The following is a 14,348-nucleotide window of genomic DNA, read 5'->3' as shown; positions in this document are numbered from 1 at the left end:
ACTGGCAACCGCCCACTGGCCACCGGCCACCGGCCACCGGCAACCGGCCACCGGCCACCGGCAACCGGCAACCGACAACCGACAACCGGCAACCGGCCGTGTCAGCCGTCGTTGCCGATCGCCTCGACCGGACAGTTCTCGAGAGCCTCCTGCGAGAGCTCTCTCTCCTCGTCGGTCTCCGGCTGCTTGTAGACGTAGGAGAAGCCCTCCTCGTCGTTTCTGCGGAAGTTCTCGGGCGAGGTCTCCCGGCAGAGATCGCAGTCGATGCACTGGGTGTCGACGAAGAATGGTCCCGGAACCTGTCCCGGTACTTTGTCGTTTGGATCGGCCATATTCGTCTGGTCTCTTCCGGATTCTCCGAGACATCGCGGAAATGGCGAGGTATTGGCAAACACCATCCCCGATGTCGCGGTTACCAACTCCGGAACTGCAACACATCTTCCAGACAGGAGGCTTCATGAGATCAGCAGCGATGGCAATGACTCTGATTCTGGCGGTGTCGTGTGCGTACGGTCAGGCGTCGACCGATCCCGCCACGACCCCTGCGAGAGGAGAGCGGAACACGATCTCGGTCACTGGAGAGTCGACGCTCTCGCTCGAGCCCGACATGGTGACCTTCACGGTCGGTGTTCAGACGATGGCGGATACCGTCAACGGGGCGGTCAGCGAAAGCAACCGCCGAACCGAGGCGGTGATCAACGCTCTGCTCGCCGCCGGCGCCGACAGGAGCGAGATCCAGACGCGAAACTTTTCTGTTTGGCCGCAGATGGACTATGGAAACGAAGGTGCCCGGCGGCGGACACCGAGCATCGTCGGGTATCAGGTCTCGAATGAGATTGTCGTGAGGAAGCGGGATCCCGCGGTCGCCGGGAGACTTCTTCAGGCTGCGATCGACGCGGGGGCAAACACGGGCGGTGGACTTCAGTTCATCGTTTCGGATCCGGGTGAAGGCGATGACGAGGGGCTGACGCGCGCATATGCAGACGCGCGGAGGAAGGCGCTTCTGCTCGCCGAGGCCGCAGGGCGACGGCTGGGTGCGACGCTTTCGATCACCGAGGGAGCGATCACGCCGCCACGTCCTGGAGTGATGGCCGTCGAAGCGCGGATGTCTGCAGACAGCTCGGTTCCGATCGAGTCCGGACGCCAGCAGAAGGCCTACATGGTCAGCGTCGTGTTCGCGCTGGAATAGAATGCGTCCGATTTATGGGGATTGGAGCTGGCGATCATCGGACAACGTGCGCTTCGACCATCTGACGATACGGCGGGCATCGGAGGGAGACATCGACGATGTCATCGATCTGCTGAAGCGGAGCGATCTTCCCGTCGCCGGGATCACCGGACATCATTTGCGCTACGTCGTGGCTCGAGAGGATGAACACTTGGTCGGTTGCGTGGGAGCCGAGGTCTATGGAGAAGTGGCGCTGATCCGATCGCTCGCGGTCGCCGAGGACCGGCAGGGTAGTGGCCTCGGGCGCCGGCTCGTTCAGGAAATCCTCGATCGGCTCAGGTTTCGCGGTATCCGGGAGTTTTATCTCCTGACGACGACGGCGGAGGAATTCTTTCGAGCGCGGGGGTTCGAGACGGTGCCCCGATCGATACTTCCCGACGCACTGCAGGCCTCGGAGGAGTTACGCGGCGCGTGTCCGGATACCGCAACGAGCATGCGGCTGATATTTTCATGACCGCAATGGAAGTGTTCGACGTTCACATTCACGTGCAACCGTGGTCGCTGATGAAGCCCGCCGTAGTCAGCCTGATGGATGACGAGGCGCACGACGGCGTCCGCGCACTCATCGAGAGTCCTCCCGATCTCATGGCGTACCTCGCGAGGGAGGGGGTCGGACGCGCCTGTGCAATCAACTACGTCGCCCCCGACGTGATGGGCTTCACTGCGGAGGTCAACGACTGGATCACTTCCTACGCCGCAGGAACGAATGGACGGCTGCTGCCGGTCGGCTCGGTCCACCCTCTCGCGACGCCGGACGTCCGTGAGGAAACCGAGCGCATTCTGGCCCTCGGTGTCCGGATGGTGAAGCTCCATCCGCCCCACCAGCTCTTCCGGGTGAACTCGTATCGTGACGAGCTCCCCCGGCTTGGCGATCTGTACGAAATCTGCGAAGAGCGCGGCGTGCCGGTCATGGTCCATACGGGGACCTCGGTTTTCCCGGGAGCCCGGAACGTTTACGCCGATCCGATGCCCGTCGACGACGTCGCGGTCGATTTTCCCGATCTCCCGATCATTCTCGCGCATGCGGGACGGCCGATGTATGGCGAGACTGCGTTCTTTCTGGCGAGACGCCATCCGAACGTCCACCTCGAGCTCTCCGGTATCCCCCCCTCGCGTCTGCCACACTACGTTCCCAGGCTGGAGTCGATCGCGGAGAAGGTCCTCTGGGGCACGGACTGGCCATCTCCCGGCGTGACATCGATCCGATCCAACGTCGAGGCGTTCCGGGCGCTCGGGTACGGCGAGGAGATCGAGCGGCTCGTCCTCCGGGAGAACGCCGAACGCCTCTTCGGCGCAATGTCATGAGAAGCGACTGAAATGCGATTTCCGTCTCCCCGGAATGCGCCCCACGACGTGATCGGTCTTTCGAATGATCTCTCCACCGCAACGTTGCTCGATGCCTACTCGAAGGGGATTTTTCCGTGGCCGGTCGACGAGGAGACGCCCATCGTATGGTTCAGTCCCCGGCGCCGGGCGGTGCTCGACTTCGACCGGCTCAGGATCGGGCGGACCCTCCGAAGGGAGATTCGGCGCTCGCGCTTCCAGCTCACGATCGACGCTGCATTCGAGAGGGTCATGCAGCACTGTGCCGAGATCTCCAGACCCGACCAGGACGGCACCTGGATCCTGCCCGAAATGATTGATGCATACAGCCGGCTCCACCGGAGCGGCCATGCGCACAGCGTCGAGGTCTGGGATGGCGAGCGGCTCATCGGGGGGCTCTACGGCGTCGATCCGGGAGGCGCTTTTTCGGGAGAGAGCATGTTTCATCTCGAAGACGGCGCTTCGAAAATCGCGCTGCTGGCGCTGGTCGAGCGCCTCCGTGCGCACGGTCAGAGCTGGATCGACGTGCAGGTGATGACGCCACATATGGCGCGGCTCGGAGCGCGGCTCATCGGGCGGTCAGAGTTTCTCGACCGGCTCGAGGAAGCGTTGAGCGTCGGACGTAAATTCTGGTCGGACCGGGCACTGACCCTCCCGGAGCTGTAGTGTTCGATCGCATGCGGCATCGGAACTGCAGGCCGATTCTCACGACGTCTCGGGTGTGAGGTCTCTTGGTTCAAATGCCGGCAAGCGAAACTCAACGGATTCTCGTCGTCGATGACGACGAATTCGTCCGAAATCTGGTCAGAGTGATTCTGAGACGAGCGGGCTATGAAGCCGACGCCGCCTCCGACGGCGGAGAAGCTCTCGAGAAAATCGCCGGCTTCAAGTATGACCTGATCATGCTCGACCTGATGATGCCGCGAATCGACGGGCTCGAGGTCCTTCAGCGACTCGGGGGGCATCAGACGGTCCCTCCGATCGTCGTGATGACGGCGGCCGACGATGCGATGGTCGAGCGCATTCCCCGACAGTTCGTCAAAGCGGTCATCCGGAAACCCTTCGACGTTTCCGAGCTCACCACGCTCGTCGCCGGCGCGATGAGCAACTGAATTGCAGCCTCAGGGATGCGGTGTCCGCTGACTCCGGACCGGCGTTCCTAAGCCGCGCCTCCCTCGACCTCGCTGAACGAGACCGACACGAGCTTGGAGCATCCCGCTTCCTCCATCGTGACGCCGTAGAGAACGTCGGCCGCTTCCATCGTGCGCTTTGAATGCGTGATCACGACGAATTGCGTATCGTGCGCCATCGCGCGGAGGAGTTTGACGAACCGTTCGTTGTTGACCTCGTCGAGCGGGGCATCGACCTCGTCGAGGATACAGAAGGGGCTCGGTTTGTAGCGAAAGATCGCGAAGAGAAGAGCGAGGGCGGTCAGCGCTCGCTCGCCACCCGAGAGAAGTCCCACGATCTGGGTTTTCTTGCCGGCAGGCTGGGCGTGAATCTCGATTCCGCTCTCGAGGATGTCGTCTTCGTCGAGAAGCTGCATCGAAGCGGAGCCTCCGCCGAAGAGCGAGACGAAGATCTTGCCGAAATTCTCGTTGACCGCGGCAAACGCTTCGCGGAAGAGCTCGCGGGATGTCGCGTTGGTTTTCCGGATCGTTGTTCTGAGCGACTCGATCGCCTGGACCAGATCGTCGCGCTGGGTTCGAAGGAAGCCTTCGCGTTCCTCGATTTCTTCGTACTCCTCGATGGCGAGGACGTTGACGGGGCCGAGCTTGTCGATCTTTTCGGTCAGTGCGGCGACCTCCTCTTCGAGAGCGACGCGCGCTTCCTGGTCCTGAGGAGGCTCGATCTCCGCGAGCGATTCGATTCCGACGTGAAGATCCATCTGAATCTGTTCACGGAGGTGGTCGATGCGGCTGTTCGCCCGGTCGACCGCGCGCTCGGCCTCGAAAAGCCCCTCGCGCGTTTCGTTCCATAGCGATCGCTGCGATGCGGAGTTTTCATCGAGCTCGGCGACCCTGGCCTCGAGCTCGGCGATCTCCTGATCCCAGGCTACGCGTCTTTGCTCGCCTTCGCTCAGGCTGTTGTCGAGCTCCTCGAGGCGGCTCTGCGAGGTCGTGATGGCTTCGGTGGTCTGGGCAATTCGCGACTGGAGATTCTCGATCTCGTTACCGAGCTGGTCCCGCCGGTTCTGAAGCGAATGAACCAGTCTCGCGAGGTTCTCGTGCTCCCGACGAACCGTCTGAAGCCTGCCGGTGGCGGCTTCCAGCTCCACGCGTCCGTGCGATGCGGCGTCAGTCGATTCCTCGAACTGTCCCCGAGCGGTGCGGAGTGCGTTCTCGTGCTCGTGGAGCTCGGACTCCATCTCGCTTTCATTCGCCTCGAGCGCTCGCAGTTCCTCGAGAGCCCGCGCTTTTCGCTCGGCGAGCTGCTGCTTCTCTTCGAGAAAGATGGATCGTTCTTCCGAGGTCGTTTCGAAGTCCCTCTCGAAACGCTGCAGCTGAGTCGAGGCGTTGTCGCGTGCGGCCCGCATCTCCTGAAGCTCGGTTTCGGCGCGGCGGGCCCTCTCCTCGGCCAGGATTCGAGCATCGTCCGCCGAGGAGAGCCGATGCTCGAGGTCGGTGAGTTTCCGGTCGATCTCGACGGAACGGTCCTTCTCCTGGCGTATCGTGCTCTCGAGATCCTCGAGCTCCCGCTTGACCGTGAAAACGCCGCGGCTCTCTTTTCTCGAGCCGCCGGCGACGAGCGATCCGTGAACGAGTGATCCGTCCTTTGCGACGAAGCGAATTCCCGGGTGGCTGCTCGAAAGGGCCAGAGCCTCTTCGAGCGTGTCGGTCACCGCGATCCCCCCGACCGCTGCCCGGACGGCATCGGCCTCGGTGCCTTCGCCGACGATGACCGAGGCGAGCGAACGGAGCCCGGAGTGTTCAGGTGGAGTGGCCCGAAAATCCGTCCGGACGAAGGCTCCACGACCGGCCTGCTGGCTGTTGAGGAGACTTACCGCGGAGATCGCATCGTCGGTGTTGCCGATGAGAACCGCGCGCATGATCTCGCTGAGAGCCGTATCGAGGGCGGCTTCGTATCCCGATTCCGCTCGCACGGTGCCGACGGCGGGCTCGGCGTGCGGGAAAATCTCGAGGATCGCCCCACGCACGGTCTCTTCCTGCGCTTCGAGAGATGTGATCAGAGTGCGAAGCGAATCGATCTTGTAGGTTGTTTGAGAGATGAGGTCGCGGGACTGGGCGAGGCTCTCGCGGGAAGACTCGTGCTCGATCCGGATCTGTTCGACGTCGTCGAGAGCGGCTCTGGCGAGCCTCTGCAGCTCGACGAGACGCTGCTCGGTCGCACGGACCTTTCCCTCCCAGTCCATGGCGACCGATCTCGCGGAGTCGCGTTCTTCGCTGACTTTCTGAGCCGCGGCGTCGAGCTTGCCGAGGTAGAACTCGCATTTTTCGACGGCGATGTCGATCTGGTGGGACTGGTTGCGCGCGTCCGAGATGCGTGCGATCGTCAGCATCAGATTCTCGCGGGCCTCGGCGATTGCACGCTCGTGCCGGCGCACCTGGTCGGCATGCGACTGTCGTGTCTGCTCGAGCGCATCGGCTTCGGCTTTGAGCCGATCCCGGGTCTCGGTAGCGCTGGCGAGCTCAGTCGACTTTTGCTGCACGAGCTCCTGCTGCTCGCCGGCCTCGCGGTCGAGCTCGCCTATCTGTGCGCGAGCCGCCTCTTCTCTCGCGGTCAGATCGCTGACGCTCTTCTCCGATTCCTCGATGAAGGTCCGGACACGCTCGGCTTCGGCGTTGAGCCGCGACAGCTCGTCGCGCAGACGCGAGGCAAGGGCGGATTTTTCGGCCAGAGACTTCCGGGCGTCCGTGAGATTCGACTCGATCTCCTGCAGCGACGAGCTCATCGCCGTCTCGGATTCACGCGACTCGTCCAGCGCTTTTGCCGCGGTTTCGATCGCGAGCTTCGCCTCGATCAGCTTTGCCGCGTAGAGCGACCGCTTCGCCTCCGACAGACGCGATGCCAGCTCATCGTAGCGCCGCGCGCGGGAAGCCTGTCGCTTGAGCGAATTGAGACTCCGCGTCATCTCGGAGAGCGTGTCGTCGATCCGGAGAAGATTGGCCTGAGTTTCGTCGAGCTTCAGCTCGGCGGCACGCCGTTTGGCCTTGTAGCTCGTGATCCCGGCGGCTTCTTCGATCAGTTTGCGGCGATCCTGCGGTTTGTTGGAGAGGATCAGGTCGATCTTCCCCTGCTCCATCACCGAATAGTTCCGGATCCCGAGACCGGTATCCATCAGGATGTCCGCGATCTCCTTGAGCCGGACCCGTTTGCCGTTGAGGCGGAACTCGGACTCTCCCGATCGGAAGACGCGGCGGTGGATGGTCAGTTTGCCGTTCTCGGCTGCCGGATGGCCGTTTTCGGTGGAGAGCGTGAGCTCGACCTCTCCCATTCCCAGGGCCCGTCGGCGAGACGATCCCTGAAAGATGATGTTCTCCATCTTGTCGCCGCGCAGATGGCTGGCGCGCCGCTCCCCGAGAACCCAGAGGATCGCGTCGCTGATATTCGACTTGCCGCATCCGTTCGGCCCGACCACGGCGGTGAGCCGCTCGGGGAAGGAGAGCTCCGCCGGGTCGCAGAACGACTTGAAGCCCGAGATGAAGACTTTTTCCAGACGAAACATCTATATGAGGTTTTTCCCGGAACGCGGATCGAGCTCGGCGGATCTGAGATCGATCGGACCGGTTACGGGGTGGATCAACCGGGACGGACCGCCGTGCATTTCTCGAAACGGCGTTTTGAGGTGATCGAATCTCAATCGACGGCGAGATCCTGCGGGAGGAGGGGTGTCGAGAGAAGCCTGCGGAACGCCGCCCAGCGGGCAGCCTGCGAGTCTCCATGGGATTCGACCCACTCCCGGACGAGATCCTTTCCTAGGTTGTAGTTGATGACGTACGAGCGGTAGGTGTCGAAGAAGCGGGTGCGCTGGGCCGCCCGGTCGGGCTCGGAGAGAGCGTAGGTCTCGAGCCACTCCGTTGCTTCCTCCCGCGATATCTCGCCGTCGAGGTAACGTCGCGCCGCTTCGTTTCCCGCATACCCGAGCTGGTCGACCAGGGCACGCACCTCGGCGTAGCGCGAGGCCAGGCCCGGATCGAGACCGGCAATCGGGTAGAGAACGTCGCGCTCGAAGGCAGTTCTCTCCTCCCCGGGAAACGCCATCTCGATTCCGTAGTTTGCGCTTCCCTCCGCGATCAACGACTGCGGACTGTAGAGAGGATAGACGGTCGTCTCGATCCAGCCTCTCTCCCGCGCCAGATTCTTTTCGAGCATCGCGTTGTAGACGTGATGCCCCGGGTAGCCTTCGTGGCACGCGAGATCGATCGCTCGATCGACGTAAATGTCGTAGTCGGCGTTGACCTGGATGAGGCTGATGAAACCGCCCTGATACCAGTTGTAGCCGCTCCACGGCTTGTCACCGACGTACTCGACGGTGAAGCTTTCTCCCTGGGGAAGATCGAGCCACGGAGCGGTGCGGGCGCGGCATTCCTCGATCGAACGGACGAACACCTCGTCCAGCTTCTCGGGAGGAATGACGAAATTTCTGCGGAACTCGAGATAACGATCGGCAACGGGGCCCGTGCCGGGAAGAATGGTGTCGAGCCGATCGATGATCCTCTGGAAGACCGCCACGTCGTTGTGTGGTGCGACGGCGCCATAGAGAGCGGCGCTCTCTTCATCGAAGGAGAAGCGCTCACCTCGTAGCATCCGGGTGCGGAACTCGAGCGCGCGGAGCTGGCGGACGAGATAATTCCGGCGCAGGGCGAGCATCTCGTCGCCCGGTTCGTCCATCGACTCGAGCGTACCGATCAGAGATCGTGCTTTGACGGCGATCGATGCGACGTCCGGAGTGTCAGCCGCGACCTCGCGGGCAAGCGCCTCGGGACCGTAGTAGGCGTCGACGTAACCCTCGTCATGATGTCCGAGGGCAAGAACCAGCCTGACGTATTCGTTTGCGATGTCGTCGAGTGTCATTGGAGTGGATCGCTGGATCGTATCGGTCGCGCAGGACGCGATGAAGATCATGCTTGAAAGAAGCAGGATGGAGAATCGCATCGATGAATTCTATGAGATCCGGGTCCGGTCGATCTCGTGGATCTCGCGACATCCAAACAATTACCCGAGCCGCACCGCCACGAGCTTGCGTGATGTCCAGCATCACCGGGAGGGCGAAGCTCCTGCTGAGCCGCCCCGTCGCGTTGCGCCGGCGAAGCGGGAATGAAAACCGGAGCCCGCAAAACTCCATCGCCCCATACTCAAACCGACGTCGTCCCGAGCGGGCGGTCGGGTGGGCAAGCGAGGGACCTTGCAGGGTGGGACATCAGGCCAGGCGAAGCGCTGCAAGTGGGTCGAAGTCCACGCAATTTCGTGGTCGTTTCATTATGAGCCGTCGAAGGACGGCGAAGGATCCGGGGACGGGCTCGTGAGTGAAAGGGAGAGTACGGAGAGGTTACCTTCGCGGCGTCTCTTCTTTCACTCTTCACTCTTCACTCTTCACGAATTCCAGGAGCCGGTCGAGACGGGCGACCGTGGCATGCTGCCCGACCAGCGCCAGAACGTCGAAAATCGGAGGAGACACTCCGCGACCCGTCACCGCGAGCCTCAGCGGGTGAATCAGCTTGCCTCCGCCGAGCTCCATCGACTCGGCGACCTCCCGCAGCGCTTGCTCGGTTGATTCGACTGTCCACGGTTCGAGCCCCTGGTATCGATCGCGAAGACGCTCGATCCGCTCACCGAGCTTCTCCCCGCGAAGGTGTTTTTTCACGGCCTGTTCGTCGTACTCGATCTCGTCATCGCTCGCGAAGTATGGCTTGATCGACTCCGCGAGATCTGCGAGCGAGCGTGCACGCGTTCGATTCAGCTCGACGACCGACTCGAGTCTCTCTGCGTCGTCGATCTCGAAGCGGATGAAAGGCCGGACGCCGGTCATCACCTCGGAAAGCGGGGCGCTTCCGAGGTACTGGCCATTCATCCACATCAGCTTGTCGGTGTCGAAAACCGCCGCGGAGCGGTTGACGTCCCCGAGATCGAAGACCTTTTCGGCCTCTTCGCGCGTGATGATCTCCCGGTCATCGCCCGGGGACCATCCGAGAAGCGTCAGGAAGTTGAAGAGAGCCTGCGGAAGAACGCCGAGATCGCGGTATTCCTCGACGGACGTCGCGCCGGTCCGCTTGCTGAGCCGCTTCTTGTCAGGGCCGAGGATGAGCGGTACGTGAGCAAACTCCGGAACGCTGCTTCCGAGCGCGTCGAAGAGGAGGACGTGTTTCGGAGTATTGGAGAGATGATCCTCACCGCGAGCGACGAGCGTGATCCCCATGTCGATGTCGTCGACGACGACCGAGAGGTGATAGGTCGGGTTGCCGTCCGTCCGGACGAGGATGAAGTCGTCGAGAACGCTTCGGTCGACGCGAACATCGCCTCTGATGCGATCCCGGATGACGATGGCGTCTCCATCCGGAACGCGGAAGCGGATCACGTGACGAACGTCCGGGTCGAGGCCCGGGATCTCGCGGCACTTTCCCGAGTAGCGGTATGGGAGACCGGACGCTTCGGTCTTTTTCCTCTCCTCGGCGAGCTCTTCGACGGTGCAGAAGCAGCGATAGGCGCGGCCGGCGGCGAGAAGCTGTTCGACCTTCTCGCGGTAGAGGGGGAGGCGCTGGCTCTGAAAGTGCGGGCCTTCGTCCCATTCGACGCCGAGCCATTCCATCGATCTGAGAATCTGATCGGCGTGGCGCGTCTCCGACCGCTCGACGTCGGTGTCCTCGATCCGAAGAATGAAGCGTCCGCCATGACGTCTCGCGTGGAGAAGATTGAAGATCGCGGTGCGCGCTCCTCCGACATGGAGGAAGCCGGTGGGGGAAGGTGCGAAACGGAGTCTCATGTCGTGATCCGATCGGATGGTTCGTTCGGCGCGACCAATCGTTTCATCTCTGAAAAGATTCCTTCACATCGAGTGCCTCAGAGAATAGACTTCGTTTTGCGGAGGCGGTTGATGTGATGGCGAGAGTGGCGGGAATCCTGTTGGCGATCCTGATCTTCGCCACCGGTTTGTCTGCTTCCGAGCCCGCCGAGCCGCCGAGAAATGTCCGAAGCCCGGATGGCGGCTTCGCCTTCAATCCCGATCCTCATTTTCCGCTCAGTGCCGGCGAAGCTGCGCTCGCGCGCCGGCTGTCGCGGATGTGGACGCGCGATTCCGCGGCACTGGTTCGCATGATCAGCGACGCACGGCAGCTCGAAGGCTCGGAGCTCGGCACCGAGCTCATTCTCGCGGTTGCTCATGCGGAGACCAACGGCCGGCCGTGGCTCGTTTCCGAGGCCGGAGCAGTCGGGCTCGCACAGGCGACCCCGGCCGCATGGATCGACGAAGGTTTCGGCGGGAAGCTCTTCGTCACCGAGACCTACCTCGAAGGTACGCGCGCGTATCTGCAGAAAAAGCCGCTTTATGACGCGTGGGTCGTCTCTCGCCGGATGCTCGAGTGCGGTCCCGATGAGGAAACCCGCAGACTGCTCGACCAGACCTGGACGCTCATCGAAGAAGGCGACGAGCAGATCGAGACGCTTGCTCGCTTCGGTTCGCCCGAGCTTTTCCGCGCAACCGAGGAGGCGTCGGTCAGGAACGAGCAGATCGTCAGGCGGCTCGAAAAACTCTTCGCGAGGCCCGACGACGAAGAGATCGATCGAGTTGGGCAGGAAGCTCTCCTCTGGTACGAGTTGATGAAGGAAACCCAGCGGGAGAACTGGGTTGCCTATCACGACGAGATCACGGGCCTGCGGGACCGGTTGATCCGCGAAGGTCTCGGGCTCGATCCGGAGCAGGCGAAGAAGAACCATGCCTATCTGATCGCCGAATTTCTCGGATGCGAGCTCGACGCACGATTTCTTCCCGCAGAGTCGGCGCGTTTCCTCGTACGTCATCTCGACAGCCGGTTCGACGACGCCGAGGCGCTCGGCTTCAGCGGTGCCGATCGCGAACGGTGGGCGCTCGCGCTCTACAACGGCGGATCCCACAACGTGAAGCGACTGGTCGCCGGGCTGATGCGCAACCTTCCCGAGACCGATCGCTACGTCGTGAAGATTCCGGCGACCCGCGATTCGCTTTCCGAGGCGGTCGGGGGGATTCGATGAGGCTGTTCACCGCCGTTCTGCTGCTCATGGCAGGCTGCGGAGGTCCGGTTCCGGAAGAGGAGATCGGGCCGCCGAGAATGGATGGCGTGGAGGCTTCCCGGCCCGCGGAAGCTCCCGGGCCGTTGGCCGGGCGAGCTCCCGGCTGGGTGGTCCCGCCGGAGTGGCGCGAAACGGCGCCCTCGAGCTCGATGCGGGTTCTTCAGGCCACCATCCCGGGATCGGCCGGCGAAGGAGAGGTCGTGGTCTTCTTTTTCGGAGAGGGCCAGGGGGGGTCCGTCGAGGCAAATCTCGATCGCTGGCTCGGTCAGATCGACGTCGATGGCCCGCCGCGGAGGGAAGTCTTTCGAGCGGGCGACTACCAGGTGAGCATGCTCGAAGCCTCGGGGACGCTCCTTCCGTCTCCGATGGCGGGAATCGCCGAGCCGCGCCCAGGATCGAAGATGCTGGCTGCCGTAGTGGAGGGCCAGGGAGGACCCTGGTTCGTGAAAGCGACCGGCCCGGCGGCCACGATGGACGAGAATCGCGACGTTTTCATCGAATTTCTCCGGAGCTTCTCCCCGCCGGGCTGACCGCGATTTGACCCGTCTGCGCCCGGGCGTGTTTCCTCCGTCACCCGTATAGCGCTACTGGAACGTCCTAATGAAGCGGCGACACTGGAAGAAATCGCTCGTCTCAACGAGATGCCTATCGTCATCAGGAACAGGTCCGACGAACCGCAGAGCAAAGATCGCGATGGAATCGCTGCCGTAACCCATCCGTTGATTGCGCCGTCGTAAGCAATCGACGGAGGTATCAATGAAACGAACGATTCTTTTTCTCACCATGGTCGGGCTCGCAGGTGCGTCTCTGGCGCAGGTGAAGGCGACTGATCCGGATGCGATCGTCGCCAACATCAACGGGGAAGTGCTGACCCGGGAGGAGTTCGACCGGCTCTGGATGAACCTTTCTCCGGAGATGCGGAAGAACTACGAACTGACGGGCGGACGGATCAACTTTCTCGACAACCACATTCAGAAGAAACTCCTGCTGCAGGAGGCGTTCAAGGACGGCTTCCAGTCGCAGCCCGAGGTACGTTTCCTGATGGAGCAGGCGGCGGAATCTGCGCTTTTCGACGCTTACGTCCGGGACGTCATCTCGCTCCGGGTCGTTCCGGAGGAAGAGTCGCGGGCCTACTACGAACAGAATCGGCCTCTGTATCGCCGTCCGGTTCAGGTTCGCGCGCGGCACATCATTGCGACAGCGGACAGCGCGAACGTGATCAACAGGACCAACAGCAATGCCACGAGCATGGAGCAGGCCCGGACGAAGATCGTCGGACTCGCCGCTCAGCTCGAGGGCAACGAGGAGCAGTTTGCTGAAATGGCGATGATGTTCTCCGAGGATGGCTCGGCTGAATCGGGTGGCGATCTCGGATGGTTCGGGCGAGGGAAGATGGTCCGACAGTTCGACGACGTCGTTTTTTCTCTCGAACCGGGAGAGATGAGCGAGCCCTTCCAGACCGAGTTCGGCTGGCATCTGGTGCTGCTCGAGGATCGCCGGGAGGAAGGCTTCCTTCCGTACTCCGAGGTGCGTGAGGAGATCCGGGAGAAGCTTCTCGAAGGCCGGACGGGTGACATCATCCGTGAGATTCAGATTCTGACGCGGGATCTCCGCCAGGTGAGCCGGGTCAGCATCAACCGCGAAAACCTCTGAGTCAGCAGCCGGGGGCTCGCCACGCTTCGTGGCCCGGTCCCGCGGAATAGGGTCACCGCGGGGGTGCGTTAGGTGTCTTGCTTCGCGCCAGCCCTGGCGGACCAATATTTTGCCGGGTGCTGCGCAATCCGGAGGTCAAATCGTGTACGCAGTGATTCGTGCTGGTGGGAAACAATATCGCGTCTCCGAGGGAGACACCCTTTCGGTCGAGCGGGACGTGCTCGGGTCCGAGAAGGACGGCAAGGTGGAGCTCGACGTCATGATGCTCGGCGGAGACGAGCCGAAGGTGGGAAGCCCGCTGGTCGACGGGGCAACCGTCAAGGCCAAAATCCTCGGTGAGGAGCGCGGAAAGAAAATCATCGTGTTCCGCAGAAAGCGGCGCAAGCAGTACAAGCGGAAGACGGGACATCGACAGAATCTGGTCAACATCCGGATCGAGAAGATTTCGGTCTGAAGAGAACGAGAGGCGCAGGATGGCTCATAAAAAAGGACAGGGTTCATCGCGAAACGGTCGTGATTCGAATCCCAAAATGCTCGGATGCAAGAAGTTCGACGGTCAGCTCGTGACCGGCGGGTCGATCCTCGTGCGCCAGCGCGGTACCCGGTTTCATCCGGGACCCAACGTCGGAATGGGCCGGGATCACACCCTTTTCGCCAAGGTCGACGGCGTCGTGAAATACCGGGATCGCGGACGTCTCGGGCGGTTCATCGCCATCGAGCCCGCCTCTGCCGAACAGTAAGCGGGACAGCCAGGAGGCGGGGTCGGGGGGGTCTATGTTTAAAAAAAAAGGCGCAGGGCTCGAGGTTCAACTTAAAGCGCGGGTTATTTGATAATGAGAAAACACACCCCCCCCCCCCCACAACCCCGCCCCAACAAACAGCACCCAGCGCGACCGCCCCCGCGGGGTGGGGGTTGTTT

Annotated in this window: 14 protein-coding genes; 10 read left to right on the top strand and 4 right to left on the bottom strand. The window is 62.4% G+C overall.

Features of this window, described 5'->3' with window-relative positions; all coding sequences use genetic code 11:
- Positions 1 to 101 precede the first annotated feature (101 nt).
- Positions 102 to 332: a ferredoxin gene (locus KY459_14400; protein ID MBW3565899.1), complete on the bottom strand. Its 231-nt coding sequence runs from the start codon at positions 330 to 332 to the stop codon at positions 102 to 104.
- 125 nt (positions 333 to 457) lie between these two features.
- Between KY459_14400 and KY459_14395 the strand changes: the two genes are divergently transcribed.
- The 5 genes from KY459_14395 (at position 458) to KY459_14375 (ending at position 3,663) form a co-directional block, all read left to right on the top strand.
- The gene (locus tag KY459_14395; protein ID MBW3565898.1) at positions 458 to 1,189 is read left to right on the top strand and encodes an SIMPL domain-containing protein; all 732 of its coding nucleotides are present in this window, start codon (positions 458 to 460) and stop codon (positions 1,187 to 1,189) included.
- A gap of 1 nt (position 1,190) precedes the next feature.
- Positions 1,191 to 1,682 (top strand): GNAT family N-acetyltransferase, encoded by a 492-nt coding sequence (locus KY459_14390; protein MBW3565897.1) that lies wholly within the window; start codon positions 1,191 to 1,193, stop codon positions 1,680 to 1,682.
- Positions 1,679 to 2,533, top strand: coding sequence for an amidohydrolase family protein (locus KY459_14385; GenBank protein MBW3565896.1), 855 nt, complete (start codon positions 1,679 to 1,681; stop codon positions 2,531 to 2,533). The genes KY459_14390 and KY459_14385 overlap by 4 nt, the downstream gene beginning before the upstream one ends.
- A 12-nt stretch (positions 2,534 to 2,545) precedes the next feature.
- On the top strand, positions 2,546 to 3,217 hold the full coding sequence (gene aat, locus KY459_14380; GenBank protein MBW3565895.1) for a leucyl/phenylalanyl-tRNA--protein transferase: 672 nt from the start codon (positions 2,546 to 2,548) through the stop codon (positions 3,215 to 3,217).
- A gap of 74 nt (positions 3,218 to 3,291) precedes the next feature.
- Complete coding sequence (locus KY459_14375; protein ID MBW3565894.1) at positions 3,292 to 3,663, top strand: response regulator; 372 nt, start codon at positions 3,292 to 3,294, stop codon at positions 3,661 to 3,663.
- Positions 3,664 to 3,710: 47 nt separating this feature from the next.
- Here KY459_14375 and smc read toward each other — a convergent pair whose 3' ends face one another.
- The 3 genes from smc to gltX all read right to left on the bottom strand — a co-directional run bounded on the left by smc (position 3,711) and on the right by gltX (position 10,493).
- A complete protein-coding gene (smc, locus tag KY459_14370; protein MBW3565893.1) occupies positions 3,711 to 7,238 on the bottom strand; it encodes a chromosome segregation protein SMC in 3,528 nt (1,175 codons plus the stop codon).
- 131 nt (positions 7,239 to 7,369) lie between these two features.
- Positions 7,370 to 8,668 (bottom strand): hypothetical protein, encoded by a 1,299-nt coding sequence (locus KY459_14365; protein ID MBW3565892.1) that lies wholly within the window; start codon positions 8,666 to 8,668, stop codon positions 7,370 to 7,372.
- A gap of 424 nt (positions 8,669 to 9,092) precedes the next feature.
- A complete protein-coding gene (gene gltX / locus KY459_14360) occupies positions 9,093 to 10,493 on the bottom strand; it encodes a glutamate--tRNA ligase (GenBank protein ID MBW3565891.1) in 1,401 nt (466 codons plus the stop codon).
- A gap of 116 nt (positions 10,494 to 10,609) precedes the next feature.
- Between gltX and KY459_14355 the strand changes: the two genes are divergently transcribed.
- The 5 genes from KY459_14355 to rpmA all read left to right on the top strand — a co-directional run bounded on the left by KY459_14355 (position 10,610) and on the right by rpmA (position 14,169).
- A complete protein-coding gene (locus KY459_14355; GenBank protein MBW3565890.1) occupies positions 10,610 to 11,737 on the top strand; it encodes a lytic transglycosylase domain-containing protein in 1,128 nt (375 codons plus the stop codon).
- Positions 11,734 to 12,306, top strand: a complete 573-nt coding sequence (locus tag KY459_14350) for a hypothetical protein (protein ID MBW3565889.1) — start codon at positions 11,734 to 11,736, stop codon at positions 12,304 to 12,306. The genes KY459_14355 and KY459_14350 overlap by 4 nt, the downstream gene beginning before the upstream one ends.
- Positions 12,307 to 12,532: 226 nt before the next feature.
- Positions 12,533 to 13,429 carry a peptidylprolyl isomerase gene (locus tag KY459_14345; GenBank protein ID MBW3565888.1) on the top strand — a complete coding sequence of 299 codons (897 nt, stop codon included), beginning with the start codon at positions 12,533 to 12,535 and terminating at the stop codon, positions 13,427 to 13,429.
- 142 nt (positions 13,430 to 13,571) lie between these two features.
- The gene (gene rplU / locus KY459_14340; protein MBW3565887.1) at positions 13,572 to 13,883 is read left to right on the top strand and encodes a 50S ribosomal protein L21; all 312 of its coding nucleotides are present in this window, start codon (positions 13,572 to 13,574) and stop codon (positions 13,881 to 13,883) included.
- A 19-nt stretch (positions 13,884 to 13,902) separates the two neighbouring features.
- Entirely contained in the window at positions 13,903 to 14,169 is a 267-nt protein-coding gene (gene rpmA, locus KY459_14335; protein MBW3565886.1) for a 50S ribosomal protein L27, read from the top strand.
- Positions 14,170 to 14,348 lie beyond the last annotated feature (179 nt).

It is taken from the genome of Acidobacteriota bacterium (assembly GCA_019347945.1).
Classification (GTDB): Bacteria; Acidobacteriota; Thermoanaerobaculia; order Gp7-AA8; family JAHWKK01; genus JAHWKK01.
The sequence above is the reverse complement of the archived record's forward strand: the minus strand, read 5'-3'. Positions and strand labels throughout refer to the sequence as shown.